The following is a 25629-nucleotide window of genomic DNA, read 5'->3' on the forward strand; positions in this document are numbered from 1 at the left end:
GCCATGGCACATATTTCAGTTACGATTATCACCTATAATGAAGAGCATCGAATTGAAGCATGTTTAAAATCGCTTCAGGATATAGCCGACGAAATTATTGTCGTGGACTCCTTCTCGACCGACCGAACGGTAGAGATATGCAACGCCTATGGGTGCAAGGTGACGCAGCGTCGTTTCCCCGGTTACGGTGCGCAACGGCAGTATGCCACTTCGCTTACGAGCTACAGTTATGTGCTGTCGATTGATGCCGATGAGGTTCTTTCGCCCGCTCTGCGCTCGTCGCTGATCAAGCTCAAGGAGGAGGGATTTGCTCATCGTGTGTATGAGATGTCGCGTCTTAACTTCTATTGCGGACAGCCGGTGAAGCACTGTGGGTGGTATCCCGATATTCAGATAAGATTGTTTGACAAGCGTTACGCCAACTGGAATCTGCGCGACCTCTCGGAGCGCGTCATATTTCCCGACTCTCTTAAGCCTGTTCTTCTCGACGGCGACATTCTGCATTACCGCTGCTCCACCCCCGATGAATATCGTAAGGTGCAGAATCGACATGCCGCACTGTCGAGCGGCATTATAAAAGCGCGTCGCAGTGCGGTGCCTTTTTTCACTCCCTACATTAAAGGGGTTAAGGCATTTCTAGAATGTTATATTTCAAAGGGTGCCATTCTCGACGGTCCCGAAGGGAGGGCGATAAGCCGCGAGAGCTATCGCACGGCCTACATGGCCTATGACCTCGCACGTCGTTCGTTGCGCAAGAAGCAGCAGTAATCCTATTTCAGGTATTTGTCAACTCCGTTGGCGCAGCGTGCGGGCTTGTCGTCGTCAAGGCATGAGCTGTAGGCAAAGTTTTTCTCACGGTTGTACATGAATTTGTCCTCATGCCACAGGTGGTACACTATTCCCGCAAATTTCAGGTAACGTTTTCCGAATCCCATTTTCTGCATTCTGACGCCGAAGTCGACATCTTCCCCACCCCATCCTTCAAAGAATTCATCGTAGCCGTTGATCTTGATGTAGTCGTCCTTGAAAAACGACATGTTGCATCCGAGTGCCGACGAGTGGTGCTTGCGGTATCTTGGCGCAAGATAGTGGGCGAGAGTCTTCAGATGCAGGGCATTCTCGGGCTTGCTTTCAATGCCCTTGGTGAGCCAGCTTATGCGTCGTGACATACCCTGCCGGCATATCTCCTCGGTGAGTTCCTTGCCGAGATTGGTGCGTCCTCCCTTTACATAGATTCCCGGTGCGGCTTCCCTAAGGTGGTCTTCGATGAATTTGGGATGCAGAAACACATCGCCGTCAACCTCGATTATGTAGTCGCCCGATGAAGCCGCCACCGACTTGTTGCGCATCATGGCGAGCCGGAATCCGTTGTCCTCGTGCCACACGTGCTTTATCGGCACGGGAAAGTTGCGACTTATCTCCTTTATGGTGTCGGCTGTTTCGTTGCGTGAACCGTCGTCGCCTATTATGACTTCGTAAGGCAATGTCGTCTGATGCTTAACGCTGTCAAGACACACCCTCAGGGCATCGGGACGGTTGTAAGTCGATACGATAAGCGAAACACGGTGTTGTTTTATCTCTTCGGGGCTCATATTGGGTTACGGTTGGAGAATTATTTCAGATATTTTTGCTTTAGTCGATACTTCACTTCACGGCGGTGCTCGAAGTTGTCAAGACCCTCGATTACGCGTCGCACAGTGTCGTCGACATCCCATTTGCGGTATTCGGCGTATCGGCTTATCAGGTATTCAAGGAGGTCACGCCTGTGGGTCAGGCGCACGAGGTTGCTGATGCAGCTCGACTTTGACAGGTTGCTCTTGAATGTCGACCTGTTGGTGTCGATAAGAGTGAACCTGATAGTTCCGTCGGCTTCGCGGTGATATAGGATGTTGTTGAGGTTGGGGTCGCCGTGCATCACTCCGTCGATGTGCATCTGTGCCACATACTGTGCCAGCTTGGCGGCAAGCTCGCGGTCGAAGTCGGGCGTTTCCACCAGGGCGTCATATAGAGGCGTGTCGGTTGTCACTGTCGATATGAAGTAGCACTCGTTTATCAGTCCGCCTTTCTTTATCTCGATGTAGGCTATTGGCGTGGGTGTGGCATATCCCCGGTCGAGAAGTATGTTGGCGTAGCTATAGGCCCTGGCGGCTTTGCTCGGGCGGAATAGAGTGTAGACTACTCGCTGCACGGCATTGGGGCGCTTGTAGCGTTTCACTATAAGGTCGATGCCGTCGCAGATGAATTTTTTCACCGTGTTGCGGGCTTTGTACAGCGTTGTGCCTCCCGATTCAAATGTTTCGGGAAGTGACTTTATAAAGTCGCCAAGTGAGCGGAAATCATCGTTTACTATGGTTTTCATTTCAGTTGTCCCTGTATTGTTCTTTATCAATTCCGAATTGAGTGCGCACGCGGCGTGTCGCTTTGGTTTCACGGCGTATCGCCCGGTTGATCGCGATAGCCTCCTCGTTTTTATAGGGGCGGTTGTGGTCGAGATGCAGCAATATTGCCGAATACCTTATCTGCCGTGACTTCATGCCGCTGTTTACGAGTCTTTCGCCAAATTCACGGTCCTCGCCTCCGTAACGCATCCTTTCGTCAAATCCGTTGGCTTTAAGGATGTCCTTGCGCCACACCGACGAGTTGCAGCCGTTCCATGACGCGCGAGCCGGTGTTATGCGGTTCATCAGCATTGTAAACAGCTTCGATTTCACGAGCTTGCTGCACTTGAACGAGCACTTCAATCCCCGGCTGCGAAGCCATTTAAGATCGAAAGCCCGGCCCGAAGCGATGTCGTCGGGCGTTATGTCACGGCTTATGTCCATGGGCAGCTTGAAGTATCCGCCTGAAAGGAAATATCCCTCGCGGGCATATCGGCGATGAGTTTCTATGAAGTCCCTGCGCGGGATGCAGTCCTGGTCGGTGAATATGAGATAGTCGGCCGTGGCGGCTGAAATGGCTTTATTGAGTATCTCGGTCTTGCGGAAACCGTTGTCCTCATGCCACACGTGGATTATAGGCAGATGCGTGGAGTAACGCTCGATGAGCTTGCGGGTATCGTCGGTCGACCCGTCGTCGGCAATGATTATTTCATCGGCTTTGCATGATTGCGACATATATCCCAACAGCGTCTTCTCAAGCCATTCGGGATTGTTGTAGGTGGAAATTACAACGCCTGTCGTCATGTCGTTATTTCTATCCATATAACGCAAATATAGACAAAAACCTGTAACAACCCAAATAATCATGCAGTCATGTATGGAAAATTTGTATATCTTTGTGGAGCTAATGACCAATTAACAGCCATGCCGATAGTTTCATATATCATTCCGGTCTACAACGTAGGCCCCTATTTGCGAGAATGTGTCGACAGTTGCCTCGGGCAGAATGGAAATCATGATTATGAAATCGTGCTTGTCGATGACGGATCGACCGACGACAGCGGCGCTATATGCGATGAATATGCGTCATTGCATGACAATGTGAAGGTTGTGCATCAGCCCAACGCCGGTTTGCCGGCCGCACGCAACAAGGGACTGTCGGTCGCTACGGGACAGTGGGTACTCTTTGTCGACTCCGACGACTTTGTCAGTCCCGATCAGCTTTCAGTGTGTCTTGGTGCCGTCAATAGGTATGGCGATGTCGACATGGTGCAGTTTGCCTACGAATATGTGAAGCATACCGGAGAGTCTATGGGCAAGGTGAAAGGCGCCAAGTGCAACAATCTCTACACCGACATAACCCGATACGGAAATGACGGAAATTATAAGCCGGTTTCAGTGGGCTATCTGATAAACCGCAGTTTACTTGACGGTCACGATCTACGTTTCGATGAAACTCTCCGAGCCACCGAGGATGCCCACTTTACTTTGCGATACCTGTTTTATTGCAAGCGCATAGTCACGATTTCCGATGTGTTGTACTACTATCGTCAGCGTCCCGGTTCTATAATGAATCAACGTGTCAACTATCGTGTACCTTATCATCATCTTAAAGTGGCCGAGTTGTTGATGGCGTTTTTCCATGACCAAAGCTCGGGCGGCGACTATCCCCGATTTTTCAAGAAGCAGACCACGCAGCTTGTAGTCAGTTTCCTGAAGAAGTTGTACAAATTTGAAGGGAACGACAAGCGCAGGGCCTACGCCGATTATGCCAAGTTCAAGCAATATGCCAAAAACTATCCCGGCAGCCTTGTGGGTGGATTCAACATGGGAGTCGCCAAGCTCAACATTTCACTCTACCGTAGAATGAGGCGATTCTTTCACGGCAAGTTATAATCTTAATTCAGCATCATGACCAATGTTCAATACCATGCCTACCGTATCGATTATTCTTCCGATATATAATGTCGAGCCCTATTTGCGAGAGTGTATCGACAGTTGTATCGAGCAGGTTGACGCGCCCGATTATGAAATAATTCTTGTTGATGACGGGTCGACCGACAACTGCGGCGCTATATGCGATGAGTATGCATTGTTGCACGACAACATCAAGGTGGTGCATCAGCGTAATTCCGGACTGGCGGCTGCACGTAACGCAGGATTGGCCGTCGCCGGGGGACGATGGATTCTATTTGTCGACTCCGATGACTTCATCGATAAGAGTCTTCTGTCGCGTTGCTTCAAGGCCATTAAGCACTACGGCGATGTCGACATGGTGCAGTTTGCCTATTGTCATGTCGACGATTCAGGCCTGCCGCTTGATGTTGTAAAAGGAGTGCGTTATAACCGCTTGTATAACAGCTTGGAGGAGTATGGCAGTGAGCGAGGGTATCGATGGGAGGCTTGGAGCTTCCTGGCGAGGCGTGACATAATAGAGCAACATGATTTATACTTTGATGAGAAGTTGCGGTTTGCCGAGGATGTGCATTACACGATGCGTTATCTCTACTACTGCGACAGAATAGTCACAATTGCTATCCCTCTATATTATTATCGGCAACGAGCCGGTTCCATGATGTTTAATCGCAATGTTTACCGTCAGGTAAAGTTTAACCTTACAGCTGCCGAGCTACTCATGAAATTCTTTTACGAGAAGAGCGGAGGAAGCTGTTATCCGCGTTTTTTCAAGAAGTGCACTACCCGATTGGTCCTGAATTTCATCAAGGCTCTCGACTCGCTCGATGCCTCCGATCTTCAAAAGGCCTCGGTTGATTATGCAGAGTTCATTAAATGTAGGAAGCGTTATCCGGGCACTTTGATATGGAAATTAAAAATAATGCTGACTGACCTTAATTTCAATCTGTATGTAAAAATGCGTCGCAGGTAGCGGCGATGATTCATCAGCGGCTCGGTTCCCCCGGAATTGAGATAAATTTTATATAAATAGGGCGCTGATATGATGATGTAGTTGATTTATTTCGTATTTTTGTATAGTTTAGAAATGCGGAAATACGATGCGAATTGTTATACAACGTGTACAGCATGCCTCCGTCACGATTGACGGCAGTGTATATTCCTCTATCGGAGCCGGACTGCTCGTTCTGGTCGGTGTTGAAAACGGCGATGTCGCCGCCGATGCCGAATGGCTTGCAGCAAAGACCTCGTCGCTGCGCATATTTGACGATGAGGCCGGCGTGATGAACCGATCGGTCAAGGATGTCGGCGGTGAAGTGCTTGCCGTGAGCCAGTTCACGCTTACGGCCTCGACGCGCAAGGGCAACCGCCCGAGTTACATACGCGCGGCAGGGCACGAAACTGCGGTACCTCTCTACGAGCACTACTGCAAGTGCGTGCATGACTTCACGGGTCGTGAGGTGAAGAGAGGGGTATTCGGAGCCGACATGAAGGTGGAGCTGCTGAATGACGGCCCCGTAACCATAATCATAGATTCAAGACTTAAAGAGTGACATGACTGACAATAATGACGACATAACGTTGCGTGACGCGCAGGCCACGGTCGACAACTGGATCACAACCGTTGGAGTGCGTTACTTCTCCCCTCTCACCAACATGGCGGTTCTCGCCGAGGAGGTGGGCGAGGTAGCCCGTATAATGGCGCGTCGCTACGGCGACCAGTCGTTCAAGGAGGGCGAGCGTGACACTCTCGGCGACGAGCTTGCCGATGTAATGTGGGTTGTCATGGCAATTGCCAATCAGAGCGGTATCGACCTTACCGAGGCATTCAAGGCCAATCTGCGCAAGAAGAGCGAGCGTGACGCGTCGCGCCACAAGAACAACAGTAAATTATCCAACTAATATATAACTCAAATACTTAGAAATCATGAGCGACAAATACCACGACACCGTGTCGGCATCGGCTGTCACTACCGATGACAACGAAGTGAAGGCTGCGGTAGAGAAGATAATTTCGGAGCACCTCAGCGAAAACATGAATCAGGATGTGTATAAATTCCTGTTCAACTGCATTGACCTCACCACATTGTCAACTACCGACTCTCCGCAATCGGTAGCCGATTTTGTCGAGAATGTCAATGCTTTCGACAACGATCATCCCGAGCTGAAGAATGTAGCCGCTATATGCGTCTATCCCAATTTTGCCCCTGTCGTGCGCACCGTGCTCGATGTGTCGGATGTAAAGGTGGCCTGTGTATCGGGCGCATTTCCCTCGTCACAGTCGTTCCTTGAGGTGAAGATTGCCGAAACTGCGCTTGCAGTAGCTTCAGGAGCCGATGAAATAGACATTGTGTTTAATGTAGGCAACTATCTCGACGGTGACTGGGAAGAGGTGGCCGATGAAATAAGCGAGCAGAAGCACACCTGTCGTGACGCTCACCTGAAGGTGATTCTTGAAACGGGTGCGTTGAAGACGGCCGAGAATATACGTAACGCATCGATATTGTCGATGTATTCGGGTGCCGACTTTATAAAGACCTCTACCGGAAAAATCTATGAGGGTGCTACGCTTGAAGCCGCTTACGTGATGGCGCAATGCATCAAGGAGTACTACGAAAAGACCGGCAACGCGGTGGGCTTCAAGGCCGCAGGAGGCGTGTCGACTACCGAGGATGCGGTTAAGTACTATACCGTAATCAAGGAGGTGCTCGGCGAAGAGTGGCTTACCAACGAGCGTTTCCGCATTGGTGCGAGCCGACTTGCCAACAATCTGCTCAGCGATATTCTCGGAGAGCCTGTGAAGTGTTTCTGATAAAAATAATCGGGGAGTGACCGCCCGGTCGCTCCCCTCTAAATAACATAGTAATGCAATACTGGACTATAGTCAACAATGTCAAGGTGGGCCCCATGAATGCCGCTCAGCTTATAGCCTACGGCATAAATCCCAACTCGCTTGTGTGGTGTGAGGGAATGGCTCAATGGACTCAGGCCTGCCGTGTGCCTGAATTAATGCCCTACTTCAGGAGCGCGCAGCCTGTAAACAACTTCCGCCCTTGTCCGTCGACCTATTTTCCGTGGGCCATAGTCACGACATTGCTTTGCTGTTTTCCGGCCGGAATCATTGCTCTTATCTACTCCACGATGGTCGAGTCGCGCTATTCGCGTGGCGACTATTACGGCTCGGTGAAAGCGTCGGAAACCGCTCTGCTGTGGTGTATAATAGCCTTGGTGTTCGGCCTTGTAAGCTGGCCCTTCGCACTGTTCTTTAATTTTCCGGCCAATTACTATCTATTTTAAACAGTGGCGGCTAAGTCAACCAACCGGCGCCTTTTTATAGCTATAGGAATCCTTGTGGTTCTTGTGGGATTGTGCGTATATTTCTATTTTGACCCGTCAGACAGCGCGTTTTTTCCTAAATGCGCATTCTTTTCCATGACCGGCTACAAATGCCCCGGATGCGGCTCGCAGAGGGCAATTCACGCGATGCTTCACGGCGATGCGTTGGGAGCCATCCGATACAATGCCATGCTTCTTCCGGCAATTCCTGTTGTCGTGCTTCTTTTTGTCGCTGAATTCAACCGCGAGCGTTGGCCTCGCTTCTATTCCAAGGTCAATTCCCGATGGATGATATGGGGGTGCTTCATCATGGTCACGGCATGGTGGATAGGCCGCAACATCGCTGATTGGTGAACGAGGGTCTAATAGTCGCTGAAGAACTGGGGCTTGATTACGAGTCCTACGCGCAATTGTGAGTGAAATTTGTTGTATTCGAGCAATCCTTCGCCGTATCCGTTGTAATACTGCATGAAGAAGTATTGGTTTTCGGCCTTGAAGAGCCTGTAGTTAAGCTCGATTATGGTGTTGTAGTTAAGATTCCATCCTTTGCGCTTAACGAGCACCACCGAGGCTCCGAATCGCTTCGACGGTGGCATGTAACTCAATCCCATCTGGTATATTCCGCTGTATTTCAATATGTCGCGGTTGTTCTCGCCGTCAACTATCGGAATCCAGAATTTTCCGTGAACCATGATTGTGGGGTCGATGAGAATGTTGGCTCCGAATGTGATTTTGTTCCATGAACGGCTCATTTTTCCGGCCTTTCCGTTGCTTTCATGTTCGATTAGGAATATCGCCTTGCCTATGAAGCGGTCCTTTACAAAGAGCGGGCGTGCCAATCCTATACCCGGGTTGAAGTTGAGGTCGGTCATTGGCATTGACTTCTGCAATACATTCCAGAAGCACTTTTGGGTGTAAAATAGAAATAAGTAAGTGTTGAACGGAAGCACGCTCTTGGACAGGCGCTGTGCTACCGATATCTGAAATTTTACGTTGGTGTTGGACTTATTGGCTTTGGGGCCTATCGACGGACCGAATATGAAGTAATTGTCCTTGTAAAGACCGAAATATGGAGCGTTGTCAAACTCGCGGCGCATCGAGTCGACATCATAAACGGCATCACGTGACGGTGCTACTATCTGGCCCGTTGTCACGCATGGAGCAAACAATAAGATTGCGAACAATAGCAGAAGGCAATATCTATTCATTATACTACTCAATATTCTTTGCAAAGATAGTCATATAAATTTGTGGGATATTAAAATAAATGTCCCTAAATATGTCCGATTGTTCATATTTTTCTTTGTGGCGTGTGGCCTTATCATTAACTTTGCGGTAATCATAATAATGCCGTCACTATGGTGAAACGTTTCAATTTGTTAATTGTTTTGGTCATATCGCTAATTCTTTCTTCATGCGGTGATGACAGTCAATTTCGCATAACCGGGTCCATCGAAGGGCTCGGTACCCGTCATGTCTATATCATGTATGTTGCCGATGGCACCGTAAACCGATTCATGACAACGGCCATCGACGGTAAGTTTGTTATCGACGGCGTGTCAAACGACTATACTGTTGTAGAGATATTTTCATCCAATAAGGAGCTTGTGGGGCGTGTATTGGCTAAAAACGGACAGACGATAGAGTGCCGGTTCAACCCCGACGATTACTACTCGATGAAGATAAAGGGTAACAAGCCTACCGAGCAGTGGGGACGCTTCCTTAATGAAAATTCAAAGGTATTGTCGACTGGAACTCCTGCCGAAGTTAATGCATTGGTGAAGAAGTATGTAGTCGACAACAGGGACAACATCGTTTCATCGTTGCTTATGATGACACAATATGACGCTATCGACAATGAGTCGCAGGCCGATTCGCTCTTTTCGCTGATAGAGCCTAAGGCGCGTCCCGAGAAACTTGTCGACGATTATCGCCGGCTTCTAATACAGATCAACAATTCAGCTCTCAACATCAAGGTGCGTCCATTTTCGCTATATTCCTACGGTGACTCGATGGAACGCTACTCACCTTCGAGGTCGAGCTGCTCGTTGCTCTATTTTTCGACTGTCCAGTCGGGCCGTGACACTATAATATCCACTTTGCGCAAGGCATTTGACCGTTATCCTCGCCGCCGGTTCAAGTTGGTCGATGTGTCGTTTACTCCCGATACCTTGTCGTGGAAAAATGTAGCGCGCATGGATTCGGTTGGCTGGCCTCAGGTATGGGCAGTGGGTGGCGTGGCCAATTCTGTGTTTGATGAACTCAATATTCCGCGCCTGCCCTACTTCATCGTCGCCGATTCAACCGGAAAGCAGCTTTATCGCGGAGCGTCGGTGAGCCGTGCGGTGTCGGCCGTCAACAAGCGGTTGAGCCATTAAAACATATAAAATTCAGGTATTTGGACAAAATAATTTGAAATCATTCCAATGGATTTCAAAAAACGCGTTATCTTTGCGAATGTCCTCACTTTTTATACCTGAAAAATGCTTGTAAAGACATACGGAGCCGCCGTTTACGGCATTGATGCTATAATCGTCACCATCGAGGTGTCGGTTGAGATAGGCGTGTCATTTAACCTTGTGGGTCTTCCCGATACTGCAGTCAAGGAGAGTTATCAGCGCGTGGTGGCCGCCATGCGTCACAGCGGGCGTGACTTTCCTCGGCGTTCGGTATTGGTGAATATGTCACCTGCCGATGTGAAGAAAGAGGGTGCCGCCTATGACCTGCCCATAGCATTGGGAGTATTGGCCGCCTCGGAGCAGATCAACGGCGACCGCCTGTCGCAATACATGATAATGGGGGAGCTGTCGCTTGACGGCAGCGTGCTGCCTATACGCGGGGCTTTGCCTATGGCCATAAAGGCCCGTGAGGCAGGATTCAAGGGTATGATTGTGCCCAAGGCCAATGTCACGGAGGCTGCCGTGGTCAACAATCTTGATGTGTACGGTGTCGACAATCTCACACAGGTGATTGATTTCTTCAACGGCCTGCTGTCGGTTGAGCCTACGGTCATAAATACCCGCGAGGAGTTCAGCAAGGGGGTTGCCGAATTTGACTTTGATTTCTCGGAGGTCAAGGGGCAGCATCTTGTAAAGCGGGCATTTGAGGTGGCGTGTGCCGGCGGTCACAACATTCTGCTTGTGGGCGCTCCGGGTTCCGGAAAGTCTATGATGGCCAAGCGGTTGCCGTCGATAATGCCCCCGTTGTCGCTTCAGGAAGCTCTTGAAACCACCAAGATACACTCGGTAGCCGGCAAGCTTAAACGTGGATCCATGCTGATGACGCAGCGGCCATTCCGTTCGCCTCATCACACCATATCGCCGGTGGCCCTTGTGGGCGGAGGTGCCAATCCCATGCCGGGGGAGATTTCGTTGGCTCATAACGGAGTGTTGTTTCTTGACGAGTTTCCCGAATTTTCAAGGCAGGTGCTTGAGGTGATGCGTCAGCCGCTTGAAGACAGGCACATATCAATATCACGTGCCAAGTATCAGGTCGACTATCCGGCGGGTTTCATGCTTGTGGCATCGATGAATCCATGTCCGTGCGGCTACTATAATCATCCCACCAAGGCATGTGTATGTCCGCCCGGTGCGGTGCAGAAGTACCTGAATCGCATTTCGGGTCCCCTGCTCGACCGCATCGACATTCAGGTGGAGATAATGCCGGTTCCGTTTAAGGAGATGTCGTCGGACACGGCCGGAGAATCGAGTGCTTCGATAAGGGCGCGTGTTGTAAAGGCCCGTCATATTCAGCAGCTTCGTTTCAAGGATTGCAAGGGTGTTCACTGTAACGCACAGATGAACTCACGCCTGCTTAAGACTTATGCCGCACTTACCGACGAATGTCTTGATATATTGCGGCAGTCGATGGAACGATTTGACATGAGTGCCCGCGCCTACGACCGCATCCTTAAGGTTGCACGCACAATAGCCGACCTCGATGGGTCGCCCTCTATCTTGCCCTGCCACATCCGCGAGGCCGTCAGCTACCGCAGCCTTGACCGCTCGTCGTGGGGTGTCACCTCACCCCGCCTCTGATTCCTTTTCAAACAAGCGGAGGCAAGCCACCTTGCGCCTTTTTGAGGATTTCTAAAATTACTCCGACTTGACTTGCAGGATGTAGCCGCGTTTTTTGATGGAGATGATGGTGAGTGACGGGTCGGTGATGTGTCGGCGCAGATAGGTTATCTGAACGTTGAGTGCCAACGAGTTGGAGTAGCTGGCATCGCCCCACACGCTTTCCAGTATTGTGTCGCGGTTGACAATATGGTTGCAGTTGGAGGCAAGGATGTCGAGTATTTCGGCCTGCCGCACCGATAGGGATGTTGTTTCGTTATTGTAGGTAAGTGATGACTGCGACACGTTGAACAGGGTATTGCCAAGCTGATATATGCGCTCGTCGGCTGTTGTGTCGTCGTTGAATCGCTCCTCGATTTTGGCAATCAGCACCTCGGGATAGAATGGTTTGGGTATATAGTCGTTGCCTTTTAGGCTGAATCCTTTCAGGCGGTCGGCTTTTTCAGTGCGGTCGGTCAGGAAAAATATTATAGTGCGCCTGTCGTGCTCCCTTATCAGCGAGGCCAGCTCAAAGCCGTTCATCTCGGGCATGTTTATGTCGAGCAGAATGAGGTCGGGCTTCTCCGATGAGTAGAGTTCCCATCCTACCCTGCCGTTGTTGGCATAGGTGACGCCGTAGTTTTCGGCTTCAAGAAACCGCTTAAGCAACATGGAGTTTTTGAGGTCGTCGACGAGCAATATGTTGAGTCGTTTATTCATGTCTGAGGAATGGTGATGGTGAATGCTGAGCCTTGTCCCGGCTTGCTGCTCACGTTGATAGTGCCGTTATGTGCTTCTACAAGCATCTTTATGTAGGTAAGGCCGAGTCCCATGCCGGGTACATCGTTATGCGACGGCACGCGGTAATATTTGTCGAATATGTGGGATATGTCTTTGGCCGATATTCCGAATCCGTTGTCGGTAACTGATATTGTCGCCAAATTGTCGGTAATTCGGTAGTCGATGTCTATCTCCACATTGTCAGATGAATATTTTATGGAATTTTCGATAAGGTTGCTCATGATGTTTGACAGGTGTATGAAGTCGGCGTTTATCGTTATATCGTCATCGGGAATGATTTTTATTTCGACCGATTTGCATGACGGCAGGTGGGTTTTGGCAATTACATCTTCAAGCATGTCACGCACGCTGAACCGGGTTGCGTTCAGGGGAATCTGCTCAACGTTGTTGAATGTTATGTCACGCAGTTTTGTAAAATAGGCCGACAGGCTGTCGAGTGCGTCACGGCTGTCGGAGAGGATTTCATCACGGGTTTCACTGTTTTCCAGCATGCGTTGGTTATTGAGTCCCGAAACACACATTTTCAAGGTGGCTATGGGGCGTTTCAGCTCGTGAATCATCGTGCTTACGAAGTCGTTGCGCATCTTGTCGAGGCGGTTTTGCTTAAATATTGTTGATATCTGCCAGATAAGGCACAATATGAGCAACAGCGATATGATGATGCTGAGAATCAACGTGTCCATCATTATTGTGATTACATTGAACACGGGAATGTCATAGTCGATTATCACAACTTTCTTTTCAAGGGCGCTGAATGGGCTCGTTATTCTGATGTGAGGTGATGTCAATGATTTTTGGTGTTCAAACTTGTTTTGCCACAGCATAGTGTCGAGAGTGGCAATCGTTATGTCGGCCGTTATATCCTCCCGGCGTAGCACCGAGTCCAGTCCCTCGGCAGTGAAAGGCGAATAGAATTCAAGCTCAAAGTCCCTCATGGCATCCCATATATCCGACTCTTTCGGTGCGTTATCAACCTTGAATGTGCAATCGGTATAATCAAGGTCTTTGATTTTATTCAATGCGATATTGTTGGCCTCCTCCTCTTGCTCTTTGGTCAATTGCTGGTTACGCGGAATCGAAAGCAGCTTGTGGGCATCAAAAACGTAGGTGGTTATGTGGGCTATTTTGCTATTTGGAGAGTCGTATTTATTTATATCTTGGTTGAATGACAGAGAGCATCTTGTATTATATTTGTAGTCACCGGTTGGGATGTTCTTGTTTTCACTTTGGTAATTTCGGTATGCTTTTATCGCAGCCATTATTTTTTCGTTAACGGTTGTACTATATTCCGTTATGGAGTACTCGTAACGTGAGTTCAGCCAGTAGGCCTGCATACTCAGAAAAGCGATGATTGATACTATCGTGATGATGTATATTATTTTGATGCGTCGTTCCATATAGACAAATTTACGTATTGTCAATCGATTATGTGTTGTGTGGGAAGCCGTTTTTCGTGTGGAGTAATAATTTAGTAATAATTGAGCAATAATTGGGTAAGGATTATTTTCGGTCGATAGGGGTAGTTCTATGTTACTTTGCCTTCATAAACTTAAAACAATTAAGAGTTATGATCAAACGAACGATTCCTTTCGTGATTTTGTGTGCAATCGCATTGCTGCCTGACATAGCCAATGCAAAGGTGCTGCACCGCCGGTTGAACATTCTTCAAAGCTCGGTACCTGATTCAAAGTCACTTGCAACCGACAACATGGAGTTTATCTATGACTTCTTCTATAGTGTCGACACGGTTAGCAACAGCATTGACACTCGTGACAAGATGATGCTTCAGATTTCGCCTGAAATGTCGAAGTTTTCAAGCTACACCAACATGAATGTCGATTCACTTATCAATACGATGTCACCCGATGAGATTGTGGCAAATGCTGAAAAGCTGGTCAACGGCATACCCATGATAATTTTGAAGGATTATGCGGCGGGAAAATTCACCCATTCCGAGAAGATATGCGTCGACTGGTTCAAGTATGAGGAGCCTGCCCCGGAATTTGAATGGGAGCTTGTCGACAGCGTAACCACTGTATTGGGCTATGAGTGCAAGGGTGCTCGATGCTCGTTCCGCGGCCGTGAATGGATGGTGTACTATTGTGAGGAGATACCTGTTATGGACGGGCCATGGAAATTTCACGGGCTCCCCGGACTTATTATGGCCGCCCGCGATGCCAACAAGGAGTACGCATTTGAGTGCATAAGCATCAATTCACACTCGTCGCGTGACATAACGGTGTACGATGTCCCCTACAACAACACTACACGCAAGAAATTCTACGACACGCTGCATCGCTATGATACAAATCCTTTCAGCTATTATCAGACGACTACGGGCGGCTCCGTCACCGTGACCGACGAGGCCGGAAATCCCGATCTTACAGCCTTCGATCCCATGGAGCTGGATTACGATTATATTGAACGTGACTGGAGGGAAAAATGAAGCGTTACATCACCCTATTTATGTCGACTCTATTGGGAATCGCCGTCATGACGGCTGCGCCTGAGATAATCAGGGGCACCGTCACCGACAGCGAAAGCGGAGAGCCGTTGCCCGGTGTTGTCGTGCAGTCGATAAATGAAGCGTCGAAGTCGGTGAGCTTTTCATCGACCAAGGCCGACGGGTCGTTTACGCTGAATGTCAAGAGCGGTGTGAGCGTGACATTCCGCTGCATGGGCTACGAAACTTTGTCGATGAAGGTGACCGACGACTTTGCGTCGGTGAAGATGTCGCCCAAGGCAACACAGCTCCGCGATGTTATAATAAAGGCTCCCGACATATATCAGAAAGGCGATACGCTGGTCTACAATGTCGACAAGTTTGCCAAGCAGCAGGATGACGCCATAATCGATGTCATAAAGCGTCTGCCGGGTATAAAGGTGGACGACGACGGCACAATCATGTATAACGGGAAGCCCATCAACAAATTCTATATCGACGGGAACGACTTCATCGGCGGCCAGTACGGACTTGCGACAAATAATCTGTCGAAGGATGACGTGAAGTCGGTAGAGGTGCTTGAAAACCATCAGCCCATAAAAGCCCTCGACGACATAGAGTTTTCCGATCAGGCGGGTATAAACCTCAAGCTAAAGGAGGATGCCCGGCAAAAGTGGGTGGGCGTAGCTCAGGGAGCCGCCGGATTTTCGCCGATGCTATATGACGCATCGCTTTTTACGATGCGCATTGCCTCCAAGATTCAGAATATGTTTACGCTTAAGGTCGACAATACCGGCTGGGACCCGTCGACACAGATAATCGAGCATGATTATGAGATGCTTTTTGACCGGAGTTACGACGCAAATATATGGAGCGACTACATATCGGCCGATGCCGTGAGCATTCCGCTTGCCGACAGGCGCACACGCGACAACCTGTCGATGCTTGCCAATGCCATAACGGCATGGCGCACAGGCGACACATCGATGAGGCTTAAACTCAATTATTCGGGTGACCGCCTCGATTACAGCTCGGGAGTGACTACCGATTATTTCAGCAGCGACATACCCGACTTCGTTCAGAACAAGTCGCTGCGCACATCAAGCCATGATGTCACGGCGCAGCTTAACTCGGAGGTGAACAAGAGCGGATACTATCTGAAAAACAAGCTTGTGGCCGATGCATTGTGGCGTAACTCCGACTCCGATGTGTCGGGCTCTTACAGCCTCGGGCAACGGGTGAAGCGTCGCACGCTGTCGGTTGTCGACGATCTTCGGCTTGTAAAGCGCAACGACAAGCGGCTCGTAACAGTGTCGTCGCGCAACTCGGTGAACCACAATCCGCAGGAGCTGAATGTGACGGGAGATGAGATTAACGCCGACCAATGGATAAACACAACCGATGTGCGCAGCACCACCGAGGTGAAGTATGGACGCTTTTTCGGGCGATGGAAACTGTATACTTCGGGAGGTGTCGACTTGAACTACCACAGGCTTAGGTCGTCGCTTACGGGCCGGGAGTTGCCTGTGGAAGGTGACGGACACTATAATGCCTTTGTGTCGGGCGTCTATGTCACGCCGCAGCTCGACTATGATTACAGGTCGTTCAACCTGTCGATTTGGCTGCCTGTCAAGTGGCGTCACTACAGTATAGCCGGCAATCGTGACTTTGTAGATGTGTCGCCGCGGGTGTGGGTGCGCAAGCAAATAGGGGCGAAATCGGAGTTTTCGGCTTCGGTGGCCTATGCAATGTCGTCGCCTTCGGCTGAAATGTTTGTCGACACGCCATTCATGCTCGACTCCCGCAACATCTATCGCGCAGTGGCTATGGAGCGTTACACCAACAGTTCGTCGGCCTCGTTAACCTACAAGTACCGCAATCCGTTGTCGGCCTTTTTTGCCAACATATCGGGCTCGTTTCAGCTTAGTCGCGCACCTTTTATGTCCAATCAGCTCTTTACGGGCGATTTTATAGTGTCGACCTACTCGCCCATGGCCTGCACAAGCCGCATAATGTCGCTTTCGGGCGGTCTTAGCAAGGGTGTCGGCCACGGACGGCTTGTGATGGGCATCGACGCCTCGATGAACCATGTCACATCGGCAACCATGCGCGAAGGAGGCAAGGTTCCGTACAAGCAATGGTTTGTGTCGGTGAATCCCTATGTGAAAGGAAACATCGTGAGGTGGCTGTCGATGGCCTACGACATGCACGGACAGCACAACAGTTTCGCCATCGAGGGTGAGCCGCCAAGTCACGTAAATTCATTCAACCACTCGCTGTCGTTGACAGTGTTGCCTAACGACTACTGGATGTTTACGGCGGGATGTGAGCACTATTACACGCGGTTTGCCGAGGGCAATCACTCCAATCTGGTGCTGTTTGACGCATCGGTTGTGTGGCAGATCACCGGACGGACACGCTTATCGCTCACAGCGTCCAATCTGCTTGATGAGCGCAGTTACCGTTACATGAGCTACGGCACATTGTCGCAAAGCGAATATGCCTATCGCATAAGGCCGCGCAACGTGTTGGCTTCGGTTCAGGTAAGATTCTGATTGTCGGGCGACAACCGGTTGAGGTTGCGCAACAGTCCTGAAAGTTTCGTGCGCTTTATGGCCGAGTGCCTGAACAGCGCATTGAAACGCTCGGGAGTGAGATTGGCAATGTCGTCGCGGTCGAGTGCGAGAAATTCGGGTGACGGAGTGAAATCCTCAATTTCGGTGGGACGGCTCTTGCGGTTGTGAGGACACACTCTCTGGCAGGTGTCGCAGCCGTATATGCGGTTACCGAGATTCACGCTGTCGGGAAGTTCGCCGCGATATTCGATGGTGAGATAGGAGAGGCATCGTGACGCGTCGACAGTGCCGTCGCCTCTGATTGCACCGGCCGGACATGCACGCTGACAGGCCCCACAGTCGCCACAACGCCTGTTACAAGGCTCTGTAGGCGTTATCTCGGCAGTTGTGAGGATTTCTCCAAGAAAGAAGTAGGAGCCGCGAGAGGGCAGGATAAGCAGCGAATTCAGCCCCTTGAATCCAAGCCCCGACTTTACGGCCCAATATCGTTCAAGCACCGGGGCGGTGTCGACACACACGCGCGTGGCCGCTCCGGTGAGCTGCGTCACATAATCGGCGAGGCGTGACAGGCGTTCGCGCACTACTTCATGGTAGTCACGACCGTAGGCGTAGTAGGCAAACCGCGGATTGTCGGGCTGCCTGAATTGTGCAGGATAGTAGTTGAATGCTGCTGTTATTATGCTTCGTGCTTCAGGAAAAATCAATCGCGGGTCGGCGCGAAGATCGGGATAACGTTCAAGATAGGACATAGTGCCGTGACATCCGTCGGCAATCCATTGACGATAGCGTGACATGGTTTCGGAGTCGACAGGCTCGGCTGCAGCGATGCCTATGTCGGTTATGCCGAGTCGGCGGGCCTCGTCGATGAGGTCGTCCTTACATATCGATGGCCCTGAACTCATAGCCCTGCTCCTTAAGCCACTCGATGGCGCGGGGCAGTGCGTAACGCAGGTTGCGCTCGGCCTTCAGTGAGTCGTGAAAAACAATGATGGAACCGTTGCGGGCAAAACGCTTTATATTCTTCAGCACCTGCTCGCCGTTGAGTTTCTTGGAGTAGTCGCGTGACACAAGGTCATACATGATGATGTTGAAATGCTCCTTGATTACCTTGGCCTGTCCCCAGCGCATTATGCCGTGAGGCGGCCTGTAGAGGGGACTGTCGATGAGGTCGTCGGCCTCCTTGATGTTGCGGAGATAACGCGGTGTCTGCACTTTGAAGCCCTGCAGATGGTTCATGGTGTGGTTGCCCCAGCTGTGTCCGCGCTTCTTTATCTCTTCGAGCAGATGCGGATTGCGCTTAACGTTATCGCCAACAAGGAAGAATGTTGCCTTTATACCGTAATAATCGAGGAGGTCCAATACCCAAGGAGTTACCTCGGGTATCGGGCCGTCGTCGAATGTAAGGTATACCACCTTGCGTTTCTTACGCTTTATGCGCCACACCGCTTCGGGAAACAGAATGCGGTAGAGCAATGGCGGTTGTTCGATAAACATGTATCAGTGACGCGTTTATAGATTCTCGTCAATTGATTGAGGAAGAGCCTCTTCGGCTGCTCGCAGATAACGCGAGAAGTTGACTCCGCGAGCCTGAAGATCCTTCATCAACGACTCGGCATCGCCCCCGGCCTCGGCATATTGCTGAAGCAGCTGCAGATAGTAGGTGTCGTGGATGTAACGGTCGTCGCGCGGGAGCGTAGAGTACTGTGCGGGCGACAGGCTCTGGAAGTAGAGTATGTAGCCTGTATAGAGCTCTATCTCGTGCAGCAGGATTTCCTGAGCTTTTTCAATGTCGTCCTTTCGGTCCATGACCAGTCCGAGCCTGTCGTAGAGGTCGGCAACCTGAGCGCCTATCTGTATACCGTAGGGCGAGGTATATTCAGGAAGTTTCTCGGTCATGAGGTCGAGAACGTTCTGAGCCTTGGTGTAACGGTCGACAATGAATTTGTGAATCTTCTCACGCTGAGCCTCGTCCATCGACGCGCTGTCGTTGTTGAGATATATCTCGGCTCCAACACCTTCGTTGTAGAGCGAGGTTGCAAGTCGTAGTATGGTGCTGCGTGTTGTCGTCACCATGCGCCTTACCGTTTCGTCGAGATATATGTCGTCGGCGCTCTTGGCTTTGTCGATGCCTCCCCAGCGGAATTTGTTCACGACATTGTCATAGGCTTTGTCGGTGTTCACGTCTATCGTGTAGCCGTCGAAGTCACGGTTCTTTATAGGGCCAACTTCGTAGGCCATTCCGGTCGAGCGCATATAGGGCGACAAATTGAGATAATAGTCGTCGGGAATAGTCATCGCAAAGTAGATGGGTCGCTTCCATCCGTTTGCAGCATTGGTGGCGATCATGTCGAGTGATATGACATTGCTAAGCGAAAGTCCTCCGTCGGGCACATCGTTAAGATTCACATCGATGTATTCCTCAACAGCGGCTGCTTCATCTTCGCTCACCCTACCCTCCTTTACTACGGCTTCCTTGTCGACGGGAATGTACATGTTGGGGTAACGGAACTCCGACAATCCCCATGAATTCTTGTTGGAATCATCGGAATAGAGAGCCTTCAACGCCGACAGGGCGTTTACCTTGGCGGTGTCGGGAGTGAGGAAGTAGTTGAATTGTCGCTTGTCGTGGGCATATTTGTCGGGCGTGGCCATCATGTCGATTGCCGCAGCGTCGTAGGTCGGATACTTCATCTGGTTGACATACCAGTCGGTTGTCAGATAGGAGAGGTTTACGACTCTTACATCGGTGCGGAATCCCTCGACTTCCTGGGCATACCACAAGGGGAATGTGTCATTGTCGCCGTTGGTGAATATGATACCGTTGGGCTCGACGCTTGACAGGTAATTCATACCGAAGTCACGTGCCGCATATCGTCCCGAACGGTCGTGGTCGTCCCAAGTCTGCGACACCATCTGTAACGGAACAATCAATCCTATAAGACATGCAATCGACACGGCTATTATGCCGGTGCGGCGCTGTGAGGGAGTTTCCTCCGAATCAACAGTCGAAGCCGCCGGACGCTTTTTCCTGGATTCAACGGCGTTGACAATCAGTCGCCATATACCTGCGACTCCCATGCCTACCCATATTGCAAATGCGTAGAACGAACCGGCAAATGCGTAGTCACGCTCACGGGGCTGGTTGGGTGTCTGGTTCAGGTAGAGCACGATGGCTATTCCGGTCATGAAGAAGAGGAATGCAACCACCCAGAACTGCTCGATGCCTCGCTTTGAGGTGAATGACTGCCATCCGATACCTATTATACCGAGCAGAAGCGGCAGCATATAGAACACGTTGTGTCCCTTGTTGCCCTTGCCGAGTGGTTCGGGAAGCAGCGACTGGTCGCCGAGGCGGGGATTGTCGATGAAGGGGATGCCCGATATCCAGTTGCCGTGGGTCACTTCACCGTTACCCTGTATGTCGTTCTGCCGTCCTGCAAAGTTCCACAGGAAGTAACGCCAATACATGTGGTTGAGCTGGTAGTTGAAGAAGAACTGAAGGTTTTCCAGGAATGTAGGCTTTATGCGGGTCTGCTGATTGCCGGGATAGGGATTTCCGTTCTGGTCGACAGCGGTTGTCACCGTAACGGGCTTGCCCTTCATTCCGGTCCAGTCCTTGTAGGCGCCTGCATATTTTCCGTCATACATTCGCGGGAATAGCATGTTGAGCTCGGGAGTCATGACATACTCACTCTTGTGGCCGATCACTTCGTAACGGTCGGGGGCGTCGGGCGATGTCTTTACGCTCTTGCCGTAGATCACCTTGCCCTCTTCCTTCATGGCCTTGGGCTGGCCTGAGGCATCGACTTCGTAGACTATGCCCGAATTGAATGTGTTGCCGTAAAGCAGCGGACGGTCGCCATACTGCTCTCGGTTAAGATAGGAGCTGAGGTCGAATACGTTGTCGGGCGCATTCTGATTCATGGGCGTGTTGGCCGATGAACGTATGAGCAGCAACGCATAGGAGGAGTAACCGATGAAGATTACCGTTATGCTCAACAGTATCACATTGAAGATTCGCACGGGTATCTTCTTGAGATAGACAAACAGGTAGTAGAGCAAAGCACCGAGCAGCACTACGGGAATCAACCATCCGTCGCCGATGAAGGTTATACCCGACAGGAATACCGCAAGGAAGAATGATAGCTTCATCAGCTTCTCATTGCGCTGACGGTAAAGCTCATAGACAGCCCATATCATCATGCCCAATGCAATGATGGTGTAGGCCAATGCTCCGCTGTTGTAGCCCATTCCGAATACGTTGACAAACAACAGCTCGCAATACTGTGCCATCTCGATGAATCCGGGTACGAGTCCGTAGAGAATCAGTGCCACGATTACAAACGACACGAGCAGTGCAATGAGCGAGCCCTTGCCGTCGGGGTTCTTGAATTTCTTATAGTAGAACACAAGCACGATTGCCGGAATACATAGCAGGTTGAGCAGGTGCACGGCAATCGATATACCGATTACGTAGGCGATGAGTACAAGGTAACGGTCGCTGTGAGGCTGGTCGGCCCTATTTTCCCACTTGAGGATGAGCCAGAATACCAAGGCGGTGCAGAACGATGAAAAGGCGTAAACCTCGCCCTCTACGGCCGAGAACCAAAAGGTGTCGCTCCAAGTATATACAAGCGCACCGCATACACCTGAACCGAATATGGCAAGCATCTGGGTGAGTGACACCTTTGTCGCATCATCATTGACAATCAACCTCTTGACAAGATGAGTGATGGTCCAGAAGAGCAACAGGATGGTGCCTGCGCTCAATAACGCCGACATTGTGTTGACGGCTATTGCCACATGCTGGGCGTCGGGTGCGAAGTTGACGAAGAATCGTGCGGCAAGCATGAATATCGGGTTGCCCGGCGGGTGTCCGATTTCAAGTTTATAACCTTGTGATATGAATTCCGGGCAGTCCCAGTAGCTCGCAGTGGGCTCGAGTGTGAGCAGATAGGTGACGGCTGCGATTACAAACATCAGCCATCCGAGCGAGTTGTTTAATATGCGATATTGTTTCATCCGTTAGGGAAAAATGTGACAATAAAGGCCTGTCAGCCAAAATAAACACGCAAAGATAAGTATTTATCTCGGTATAATGCCGCTTAGGAGGGTGTAAATGTGAATATCGTGATTTAACTTTAACGATTATTCAAAGTTCCAGGTGATGATGCCCACCTGTTCGGCCTGGGCGTCGAGGTCGACCGAGAACCGTGAGTTGCGCGATGCCTCGATGCAGCTTCGGCGAGTGGCGCTGTTGGCTGCCGCCGGTCCGCTACCTCCAACATAGGTGGGATTGCCTACCACCCTACCCTGTCGGTTGACGCTTACGCGTATGCGTATCGTGCCGCTGAGCGTACTGCTCGGACGGCCCCATGACTCGGCCGTGCGGCCCTTGAGGTTGTGTCCCGGCATTCCGCTCACAGCCCCGGTTGTCGAGTTTCCGTTGGGCGAGCCGGTCTTGCCTGAGCCTTTCTTTCCTGAGAAGCCGCTTTTGAGTCGGTCGCTTATCTTGGATTGCTTTTCGGCACGTTCTTTCTCGCGCTTAACCCGCTCATGTTCGGCAAGTTCCTCTTTTGTAGGGCCTGTAGGTGCGGGTTTCGGTTTCGCCTGCTCCTTCATCGGCGATTCCTGTTGGCTTGTTGTCAACGGAGCAGCTTCGTCGGATGGCAGCCCTTCGTTGGTCATGTCCTGACCCGAATGCGACGGGGCGTTCACCGCTTCGGCGGGTGCCGGTGTGTTGTCGGTCTGTGCCACTTCCTGCTGGATGTCGCCCAACATCACATATTCTCCTCCGAATACGATTTCGCTTGTGTCCTCGGGAGGCCAACGGCGTTCTTCGGCCTCTCCGCTATAATGCAAATAGACCAGAAGCAGTATAGCCGCGATAATTATGTGAAACACGGCTGTTCCGACTCCGGCTATGATGCGATCTTTCTGTGATTGTTTCATCGTGCGTGAGAGGTGTTGTTGTTTTGAGCGTTATTTATTGAAGCGGTTGCGGGTTTGCGGCCGCTGAAGGGGTAGTTTGGGTGGGTTTGGTGGCAAGCACCATCTTGAGGTTGTTGCGGGCTCCCATGTCAAGAACTTCAACAATCTTTCCGTAGGGTACCTCTTCGTCGGCGTATATGGCTATGAAGCTTTCGGGCTCGCTCTTCTGGGCAAGCTGGAGGAATGCCAACAGGGCTTCAGGCTCGATAGCCTGCGGCTCCTCGTCGCCAAACGATGCGTAGAGCCGATGCTCCTTGTCGATATAAACCCGTGTGCCGGGTTTGATGGCTGTCTGCTCGGAGCTTTGGGGCAGGTTCACTTCAAGAGCCGTAGGGAAAACGAATGTGGAAGTGACCATGAAGAAGATGAGCAGAAGGAAGATGACATCGGTCATTGATGCCATCGAAAACATCGCCATCATGTCGTGGGGTCGTCTAAGTGCCATGACTGGTTGCGTTTTTTTATTGGGCCGGCTCGTTGAGCAAATCCATGAATTCCATAGTCTTACCCTCAAGAAGCTTCATGACACCGTTGATGCGTGACACAAGGTAGTTATAGGCAAACAGAGCGATAATACCTACCACAAGACCTGCAACGGTGGTGACAAGCGCTTCATAAATACCTCCGGCAAGTACGCCGATATTGGCTGCGGAACCGGCGCTTGCAAGTGAGAAGAATGCCTCGACCATACCTATTACCGTTCCGAGGAATCCGAGCATGGGCGCTCCCGCAGCGGTTGTTGCGAGCCAGGGCAGTCCCTTTCCGAGGTTGGCTATCTCAAGGTTGCCGGTGTTCTCGATTGCTACAAGCACATCGTTCATCGGGCGTCCTATTCGGCTGATGCCCTTTAATATCAGTCGGGCGTAGGGCGAACCGTTCTTCTTGCAAAGATTTTTCGCGCTCTCGATCTCGCCCTCATGGATGTAGTCCTTTATGCGCTTCATGAAAGAAGCGTCCTCGCGATTGGCTCGGCGAAGCACGATATAACGTTCAATGAATATGTATATGCATATTATGGAAAGGAGTGCCAACGGAATCATTATGAATCCACCTTTAAGACACAATTCCCACACTGAAAGCTCAACGGGCTCGGGAGCCGGAATGCTCTCCACCACCTCGGCAGTCGTGGTTACGGTGTCGGTCAGCGTGTCGGGTACTTGGGCTTGAATAATGCCTGTGACGGTCGATGCGCTATTTGCAACCGTGGATATGACATGGGTTGCAGCATCGAATACCTGTGAGATAAGCGAGTTTAGGGTTGACATGAAATATATTTATTGTGATGAATTCTTGTAGAGGATTTGTTATCTCAGGCAAGGCACTCCTTGTATTGCCTGATTGTTTCTTTCAGTCCGAGATACAGTGCATCGGATATCAGCGCATGTCCTATCGACACTTCGTTGAGGAACGGTACACGCTCGTGGAAGAACTTCAGGTTGGCGAGGCTGAGGTCGTGACCTGCATTTACGCCAAGACCTGCCTTGTGGGCTGCGCGGCTTGCCTCGACGAAGGGAGCCACCGCTTTTTCGGGATTGGTGGGATACAAGTCGGCATAGGGCTTGGTGTACAGCTCCACGCGGTCGGCGCCTGTGGCTGCGGCGTCTTTTATGTTTTCAATATCGGTGTCCACGAATATCGATGAACGTATTCCGGCATCACGAAGGCGATCGACTATGTCGGTCAGGAATTCCATGTTTTCCTTTACGTTCCATCCTGCGCTTGACGTTATTGCATCGGGAGCATCGGGTACAAGGGTCACTTGTTCGGGTTTCACTTTTAGAACGAGATCCAAGAACTCCGGAGAAGGATATCCCTCAATGTTGAATTCAGTTTTAACAAGCGGGCGCAGGGCAAATACATCGTCATGACGGATGTGACGCTCGTCGGGGCGCGGATGTACGGTTATACCGTTGGCTCCGAATGATTCGCAATCAATAGCAACTTGCTCCACGTTAGGCACATTCTCACCTCTTGCATTTCGCAAGGTGGCTATTTTGTTGATATTTACACTTAAATTAGTCATCTTTTTTACCTCTAATAGTAGTAAAGTGTTGTTATTATTAAAAGCTTACTTTAGTGTGGAATAAAATTCTTATATTTGTAAGCTAAAAATAGCGACTACAAAAGTAATCAGA

25 protein-coding genes are annotated in these 25629 nt (G+C 50.6%); 12 read left to right on the top strand and 13 right to left on the bottom strand.

Annotation, left to right across the window (positions count from 1 at the left end):
* Positions 1–3: 3 nt before the first annotated feature.
* Positions 4–768 (top strand): glycosyltransferase family 2 protein, encoded by a 765-nt coding sequence (locus tag E5354_RS07410; RefSeq protein WP_135946989.1) that lies wholly within the window; start codon positions 4–6, stop codon positions 766–768.
* A gap of 2 nt (positions 769–770) precedes the next feature.
* Here E5354_RS07410 and E5354_RS07415 read toward each other — a convergent pair whose 3' ends face one another.
* From E5354_RS07415 to E5354_RS07425, 3 genes are read right to left on the bottom strand one after another with little or no spacing between them, the layout of a single operon-like run.
* The gene (locus E5354_RS07415) at positions 771–1592 is read right to left on the bottom strand and encodes a glycosyltransferase family 2 protein (RefSeq protein WP_135946991.1); all 822 of its coding nucleotides are present in this window, start codon (positions 1590–1592) and stop codon (positions 771–773) included.
* Between the two features lie 20 nt (positions 1593–1612).
* Positions 1613–2359 (bottom strand): lipopolysaccharide kinase InaA family protein, encoded by a 747-nt coding sequence (locus tag E5354_RS07420; protein ID WP_135946993.1) that lies wholly within the window; start codon positions 2357–2359, stop codon positions 1613–1615.
* A gap of 1 nt (position 2360) precedes the next feature.
* Positions 2361–3200 (bottom strand): glycosyltransferase family 2 protein, encoded by an 840-nt coding sequence (locus E5354_RS07425; protein ID WP_135946995.1) that lies wholly within the window; start codon positions 3198–3200, stop codon positions 2361–2363.
* A 102-nt stretch (positions 3201–3302) separates the two neighbouring features.
* Here E5354_RS07425 and E5354_RS07430 point away from each other — a divergent pair, with 102 nt between their 5' ends.
* The 7 genes from E5354_RS07430 to E5354_RS07460 all read left to right on the top strand — a co-directional run bounded on the left by E5354_RS07430 (position 3303) and on the right by E5354_RS07460 (position 7982).
* On the top strand, positions 3303–4274 hold the full coding sequence (locus E5354_RS07430) for a glycosyltransferase family 2 protein (RefSeq protein WP_168353846.1): 972 nt from the start codon (positions 3303–3305) through the stop codon (positions 4272–4274).
* Between the two features lie 34 nt (positions 4275–4308).
* Positions 4309–5265, top strand: a complete 957-nt coding sequence (locus tag E5354_RS07435) for a glycosyltransferase family 2 protein (protein ID WP_168184392.1) — start codon at positions 4309–4311, stop codon at positions 5263–5265.
* A gap of 127 nt (positions 5266–5392) precedes the next feature.
* Positions 5393–5845, top strand: a complete 453-nt coding sequence (dtd, locus tag E5354_RS07440) for a D-aminoacyl-tRNA deacylase (protein ID WP_135947001.1) — start codon at positions 5393–5395, stop codon at positions 5843–5845.
* Positions 5846–5867: 22 nt separating this feature from the next.
* On the top strand, positions 5868–6194 hold the full coding sequence (locus E5354_RS07445) for a nucleotide pyrophosphohydrolase (RefSeq protein ID WP_135947183.1): 327 nt from the start codon (positions 5868–5870) through the stop codon (positions 6192–6194).
* Between the two features lie 25 nt (positions 6195–6219).
* Positions 6220–7104, top strand: coding sequence for a deoxyribose-phosphate aldolase (deoC, locus tag E5354_RS07450; protein ID WP_135947003.1), 885 nt, complete (start codon positions 6220–6222; stop codon positions 7102–7104).
* 53 nt (positions 7105–7157) lie between these two features.
* Positions 7158–7589 (top strand): CD225/dispanin family protein, encoded by a 432-nt coding sequence (locus E5354_RS07455; RefSeq protein WP_135947005.1) that lies wholly within the window; start codon positions 7158–7160, stop codon positions 7587–7589.
* Between the two features lie 3 nt (positions 7590–7592).
* Positions 7593–7982 carry a DUF2752 domain-containing protein gene (locus tag E5354_RS07460; RefSeq protein WP_135947007.1) on the top strand — a complete coding sequence of 130 codons (390 nt, stop codon included), beginning with the start codon at positions 7593–7595 and terminating at the stop codon, positions 7980–7982.
* A gap of 8 nt (positions 7983–7990) precedes the next feature.
* On the opposite strand, the gene E5354_RS07465 is transcribed toward E5354_RS07460, so the two are convergent.
* Positions 7991–8836 carry a phospholipase A gene (locus tag E5354_RS07465; protein ID WP_135947009.1) on the bottom strand — a complete coding sequence of 282 codons (846 nt, stop codon included), beginning with the start codon at positions 8834–8836 and terminating at the stop codon, positions 7991–7993.
* 180 nt (positions 8837–9016) lie between these two features.
* Between E5354_RS07465 and E5354_RS07470 the strand changes: the two genes are divergently transcribed.
* Both E5354_RS07470 and E5354_RS07475 read left to right on the top strand, forming a co-directional pair.
* Positions 9017–10006, top strand: a complete 990-nt coding sequence (locus E5354_RS07470; protein ID WP_168353847.1) for a DUF4369 domain-containing protein — start codon at positions 9017–9019, stop codon at positions 10004–10006.
* Between the two features lie 105 nt (positions 10007–10111).
* Positions 10112–11665: a YifB family Mg chelatase-like AAA ATPase gene (locus E5354_RS07475; RefSeq protein WP_135947012.1), complete on the top strand. Its 1554-nt coding sequence runs from the start codon at positions 10112–10114 to the stop codon at positions 11663–11665.
* A 57-nt stretch (positions 11666–11722) separates the two neighbouring features.
* On the opposite strand, the gene E5354_RS07480 is transcribed toward E5354_RS07475, so the two are convergent.
* Positions 11723–12403 (bottom strand): response regulator transcription factor, encoded by a 681-nt coding sequence (locus E5354_RS07480; protein WP_135947013.1) that lies wholly within the window; start codon positions 12401–12403, stop codon positions 11723–11725.
* Positions 12400–13881, bottom strand: a complete 1482-nt coding sequence (locus E5354_RS07485; protein ID WP_135947015.1) for a sensor histidine kinase — start codon at positions 13879–13881, stop codon at positions 12400–12402. The genes E5354_RS07480 and E5354_RS07485 overlap by 4 nt, the downstream gene beginning before the upstream one ends.
* Before the next feature lie 170 nt (positions 13882–14051).
* Between E5354_RS07485 and E5354_RS07490 the strand changes: the two genes are divergently transcribed.
* Positions 14052–14930 carry a GLPGLI family protein gene (locus E5354_RS07490; RefSeq protein WP_135947017.1) on the top strand — a complete coding sequence of 293 codons (879 nt, stop codon included), beginning with the start codon at positions 14052–14054 and terminating at the stop codon, positions 14928–14930.
* A 20-nt stretch (positions 14931–14950) separates the two neighbouring features.
* Complete coding sequence (locus E5354_RS07495; protein WP_168353848.1) at positions 14951–17482, top strand: carboxypeptidase-like regulatory domain-containing protein; 2532 nt, start codon at positions 14951–14953, stop codon at positions 17480–17482.
* On the opposite strand, the gene queG is transcribed toward E5354_RS07495, so the two are convergent.
* The 7 genes from queG to E5354_RS07530 all read right to left on the bottom strand — a co-directional run bounded on the left by queG (position 17467) and on the right by E5354_RS07530 (position 25517).
* Positions 17467–18405, bottom strand: coding sequence for a tRNA epoxyqueuosine(34) reductase QueG (gene queG, locus E5354_RS07500; RefSeq protein ID WP_135947021.1), 939 nt, complete (start codon positions 18403–18405; stop codon positions 17467–17469). The genes E5354_RS07495 and queG overlap by 16 nt on opposite strands.
* A complete protein-coding gene (locus E5354_RS07505; protein WP_123394854.1) occupies positions 18380–18997 on the bottom strand; it encodes a polysaccharide deacetylase family protein in 618 nt (205 codons plus the stop codon). The genes queG and E5354_RS07505 overlap by 26 nt, the downstream gene beginning before the upstream one ends.
* Before the next feature lie 15 nt (positions 18998–19012).
* Positions 19013–22525, bottom strand: a complete 3513-nt coding sequence (locus tag E5354_RS07510; RefSeq protein WP_135947022.1) for a protein O-mannosyl-transferase family — start codon at positions 22523–22525, stop codon at positions 19013–19015.
* A 126-nt stretch (positions 22526–22651) separates the two neighbouring features.
* Positions 22652–23455 carry a hypothetical protein gene (locus E5354_RS07515; protein ID WP_135947024.1) on the bottom strand — a complete coding sequence of 268 codons (804 nt, stop codon included), beginning with the start codon at positions 23453–23455 and terminating at the stop codon, positions 22652–22654.
* Between the two features lie 34 nt (positions 23456–23489).
* Positions 23490–23939, bottom strand: a complete 450-nt coding sequence (locus tag E5354_RS07520) for an ExbD/TolR family protein (RefSeq protein ID WP_123394857.1) — start codon at positions 23937–23939, stop codon at positions 23490–23492.
* Between the two features lie 16 nt (positions 23940–23955).
* Positions 23956–24759, bottom strand: coding sequence for a MotA/TolQ/ExbB proton channel family protein (locus E5354_RS07525; protein WP_123394858.1), 804 nt, complete (start codon positions 24757–24759; stop codon positions 23956–23958).
* Positions 24760–24803: 44 nt separating this feature from the next.
* The gene (locus tag E5354_RS07530; RefSeq protein WP_123394859.1) at positions 24804–25517 is read right to left on the bottom strand and encodes a pyridoxine 5'-phosphate synthase; all 714 of its coding nucleotides are present in this window, start codon (positions 25515–25517) and stop codon (positions 24804–24806) included.
* Positions 25518–25629: the final 112 nt, after the last annotated feature.

Source organism: Muribaculum sp. NM65_B17 (assembly GCF_004793735.1).
Classification (GTDB): domain Bacteria; phylum Bacteroidota; class Bacteroidia; order Bacteroidales; family Muribaculaceae; genus Muribaculum; species Muribaculum gordoncarteri.

Coding starts and splice junctions, on each gene's coding strand:
- E5354_RS07410 (WP_135946989.1), top strand. CDS start 4: ATGGCACATATTTCAGTTACGATTATCACCTATAATGAAGAGCATCGA.
- E5354_RS07415 (WP_135946991.1), bottom strand. CDS start 1,592: ATGAGCCCCGAAGAGATAAAACAACACCGTGTTTCGCTTATCGTATCG.
- E5354_RS07420 (WP_135946993.1), bottom strand. CDS start 2,359: ATGAAAACCATAGTAAACGATGATTTCCGCTCACTTGGCGACTTTATA.
- E5354_RS07425 (WP_135946995.1), bottom strand. CDS start 3,200: ATGGATAGAAATAACGACATGACGACAGGCGTTGTAATTTCCACCTAC.
- E5354_RS07430 (WP_168353846.1), top strand. CDS start 3,303: ATGCCGATAGTTTCATATATCATTCCGGTCTACAACGTAGGCCCCTAT.
- E5354_RS07435 (WP_168184392.1), top strand. CDS start 4,309: ATGCCTACCGTATCGATTATTCTTCCGATATATAATGTCGAGCCCTAT.
- dtd (WP_135947001.1), top strand. CDS start 5,393: ATGCGAATTGTTATACAACGTGTACAGCATGCCTCCGTCACGATTGAC.
- deoC (WP_135947003.1), top strand. CDS start 6,220: ATGAGCGACAAATACCACGACACCGTGTCGGCATCGGCTGTCACTACC.
- E5354_RS07455 (WP_135947005.1), top strand. CDS start 7,158: ATGCAATACTGGACTATAGTCAACAATGTCAAGGTGGGCCCCATGAAT.
- E5354_RS07465 (WP_135947009.1), bottom strand. CDS start 8,836: ATGAATAGATATTGCCTTCTGCTATTGTTCGCAATCTTATTGTTTGCT.
- E5354_RS07475 (WP_135947012.1), top strand. CDS start 10,112: ATGCTTGTAAAGACATACGGAGCCGCCGTTTACGGCATTGATGCTATA.
- E5354_RS07480 (WP_135947013.1), bottom strand. CDS start 12,403: ATGAATAAACGACTCAACATATTGCTCGTCGACGACCTCAAAAACTCC.
- E5354_RS07485 (WP_135947015.1), bottom strand. CDS start 13,881: ATGGAACGACGCATCAAAATAATATACATCATCACGATAGTATCAATC.
- E5354_RS07490 (WP_135947017.1), top strand. CDS start 14,052: ATGATCAAACGAACGATTCCTTTCGTGATTTTGTGTGCAATCGCATTG.
- E5354_RS07495 (WP_168353848.1), top strand. CDS start 14,951: ATGTCGACTCTATTGGGAATCGCCGTCATGACGGCTGCGCCTGAGATA.
- queG (WP_135947021.1), bottom strand. CDS start 18,405: ATGAGTTCAGGGCCATCGATATGTAAGGACGACCTCATCGACGAGGCC.
- E5354_RS07505 (WP_123394854.1), bottom strand. CDS start 18,997: ATGTTTATCGAACAACCGCCATTGCTCTACCGCATTCTGTTTCCCGAA.
- E5354_RS07510 (WP_135947022.1), bottom strand. CDS start 22,525: ATGAAACAATATCGCATATTAAACAACTCGCTCGGATGGCTGATGTTT.
- E5354_RS07515 (WP_135947024.1), bottom strand. CDS start 23,455: ATGAAACAATCACAGAAAGATCGCATCATAGCCGGAGTCGGAACAGCC.
- E5354_RS07520 (WP_123394857.1), bottom strand. CDS start 23,939: ATGGCACTTAGACGACCCCACGACATGATGGCGATGTTTTCGATGGCA.
- E5354_RS07525 (WP_123394858.1), bottom strand. CDS start 24,759: ATGTCAACCCTAAACTCGCTTATCTCACAGGTATTCGATGCTGCAACC.
- E5354_RS07530 (WP_123394859.1), bottom strand. CDS start 25,517: ATGACTAATTTAAGTGTAAATATCAACAAAATAGCCACCTTGCGAAAT.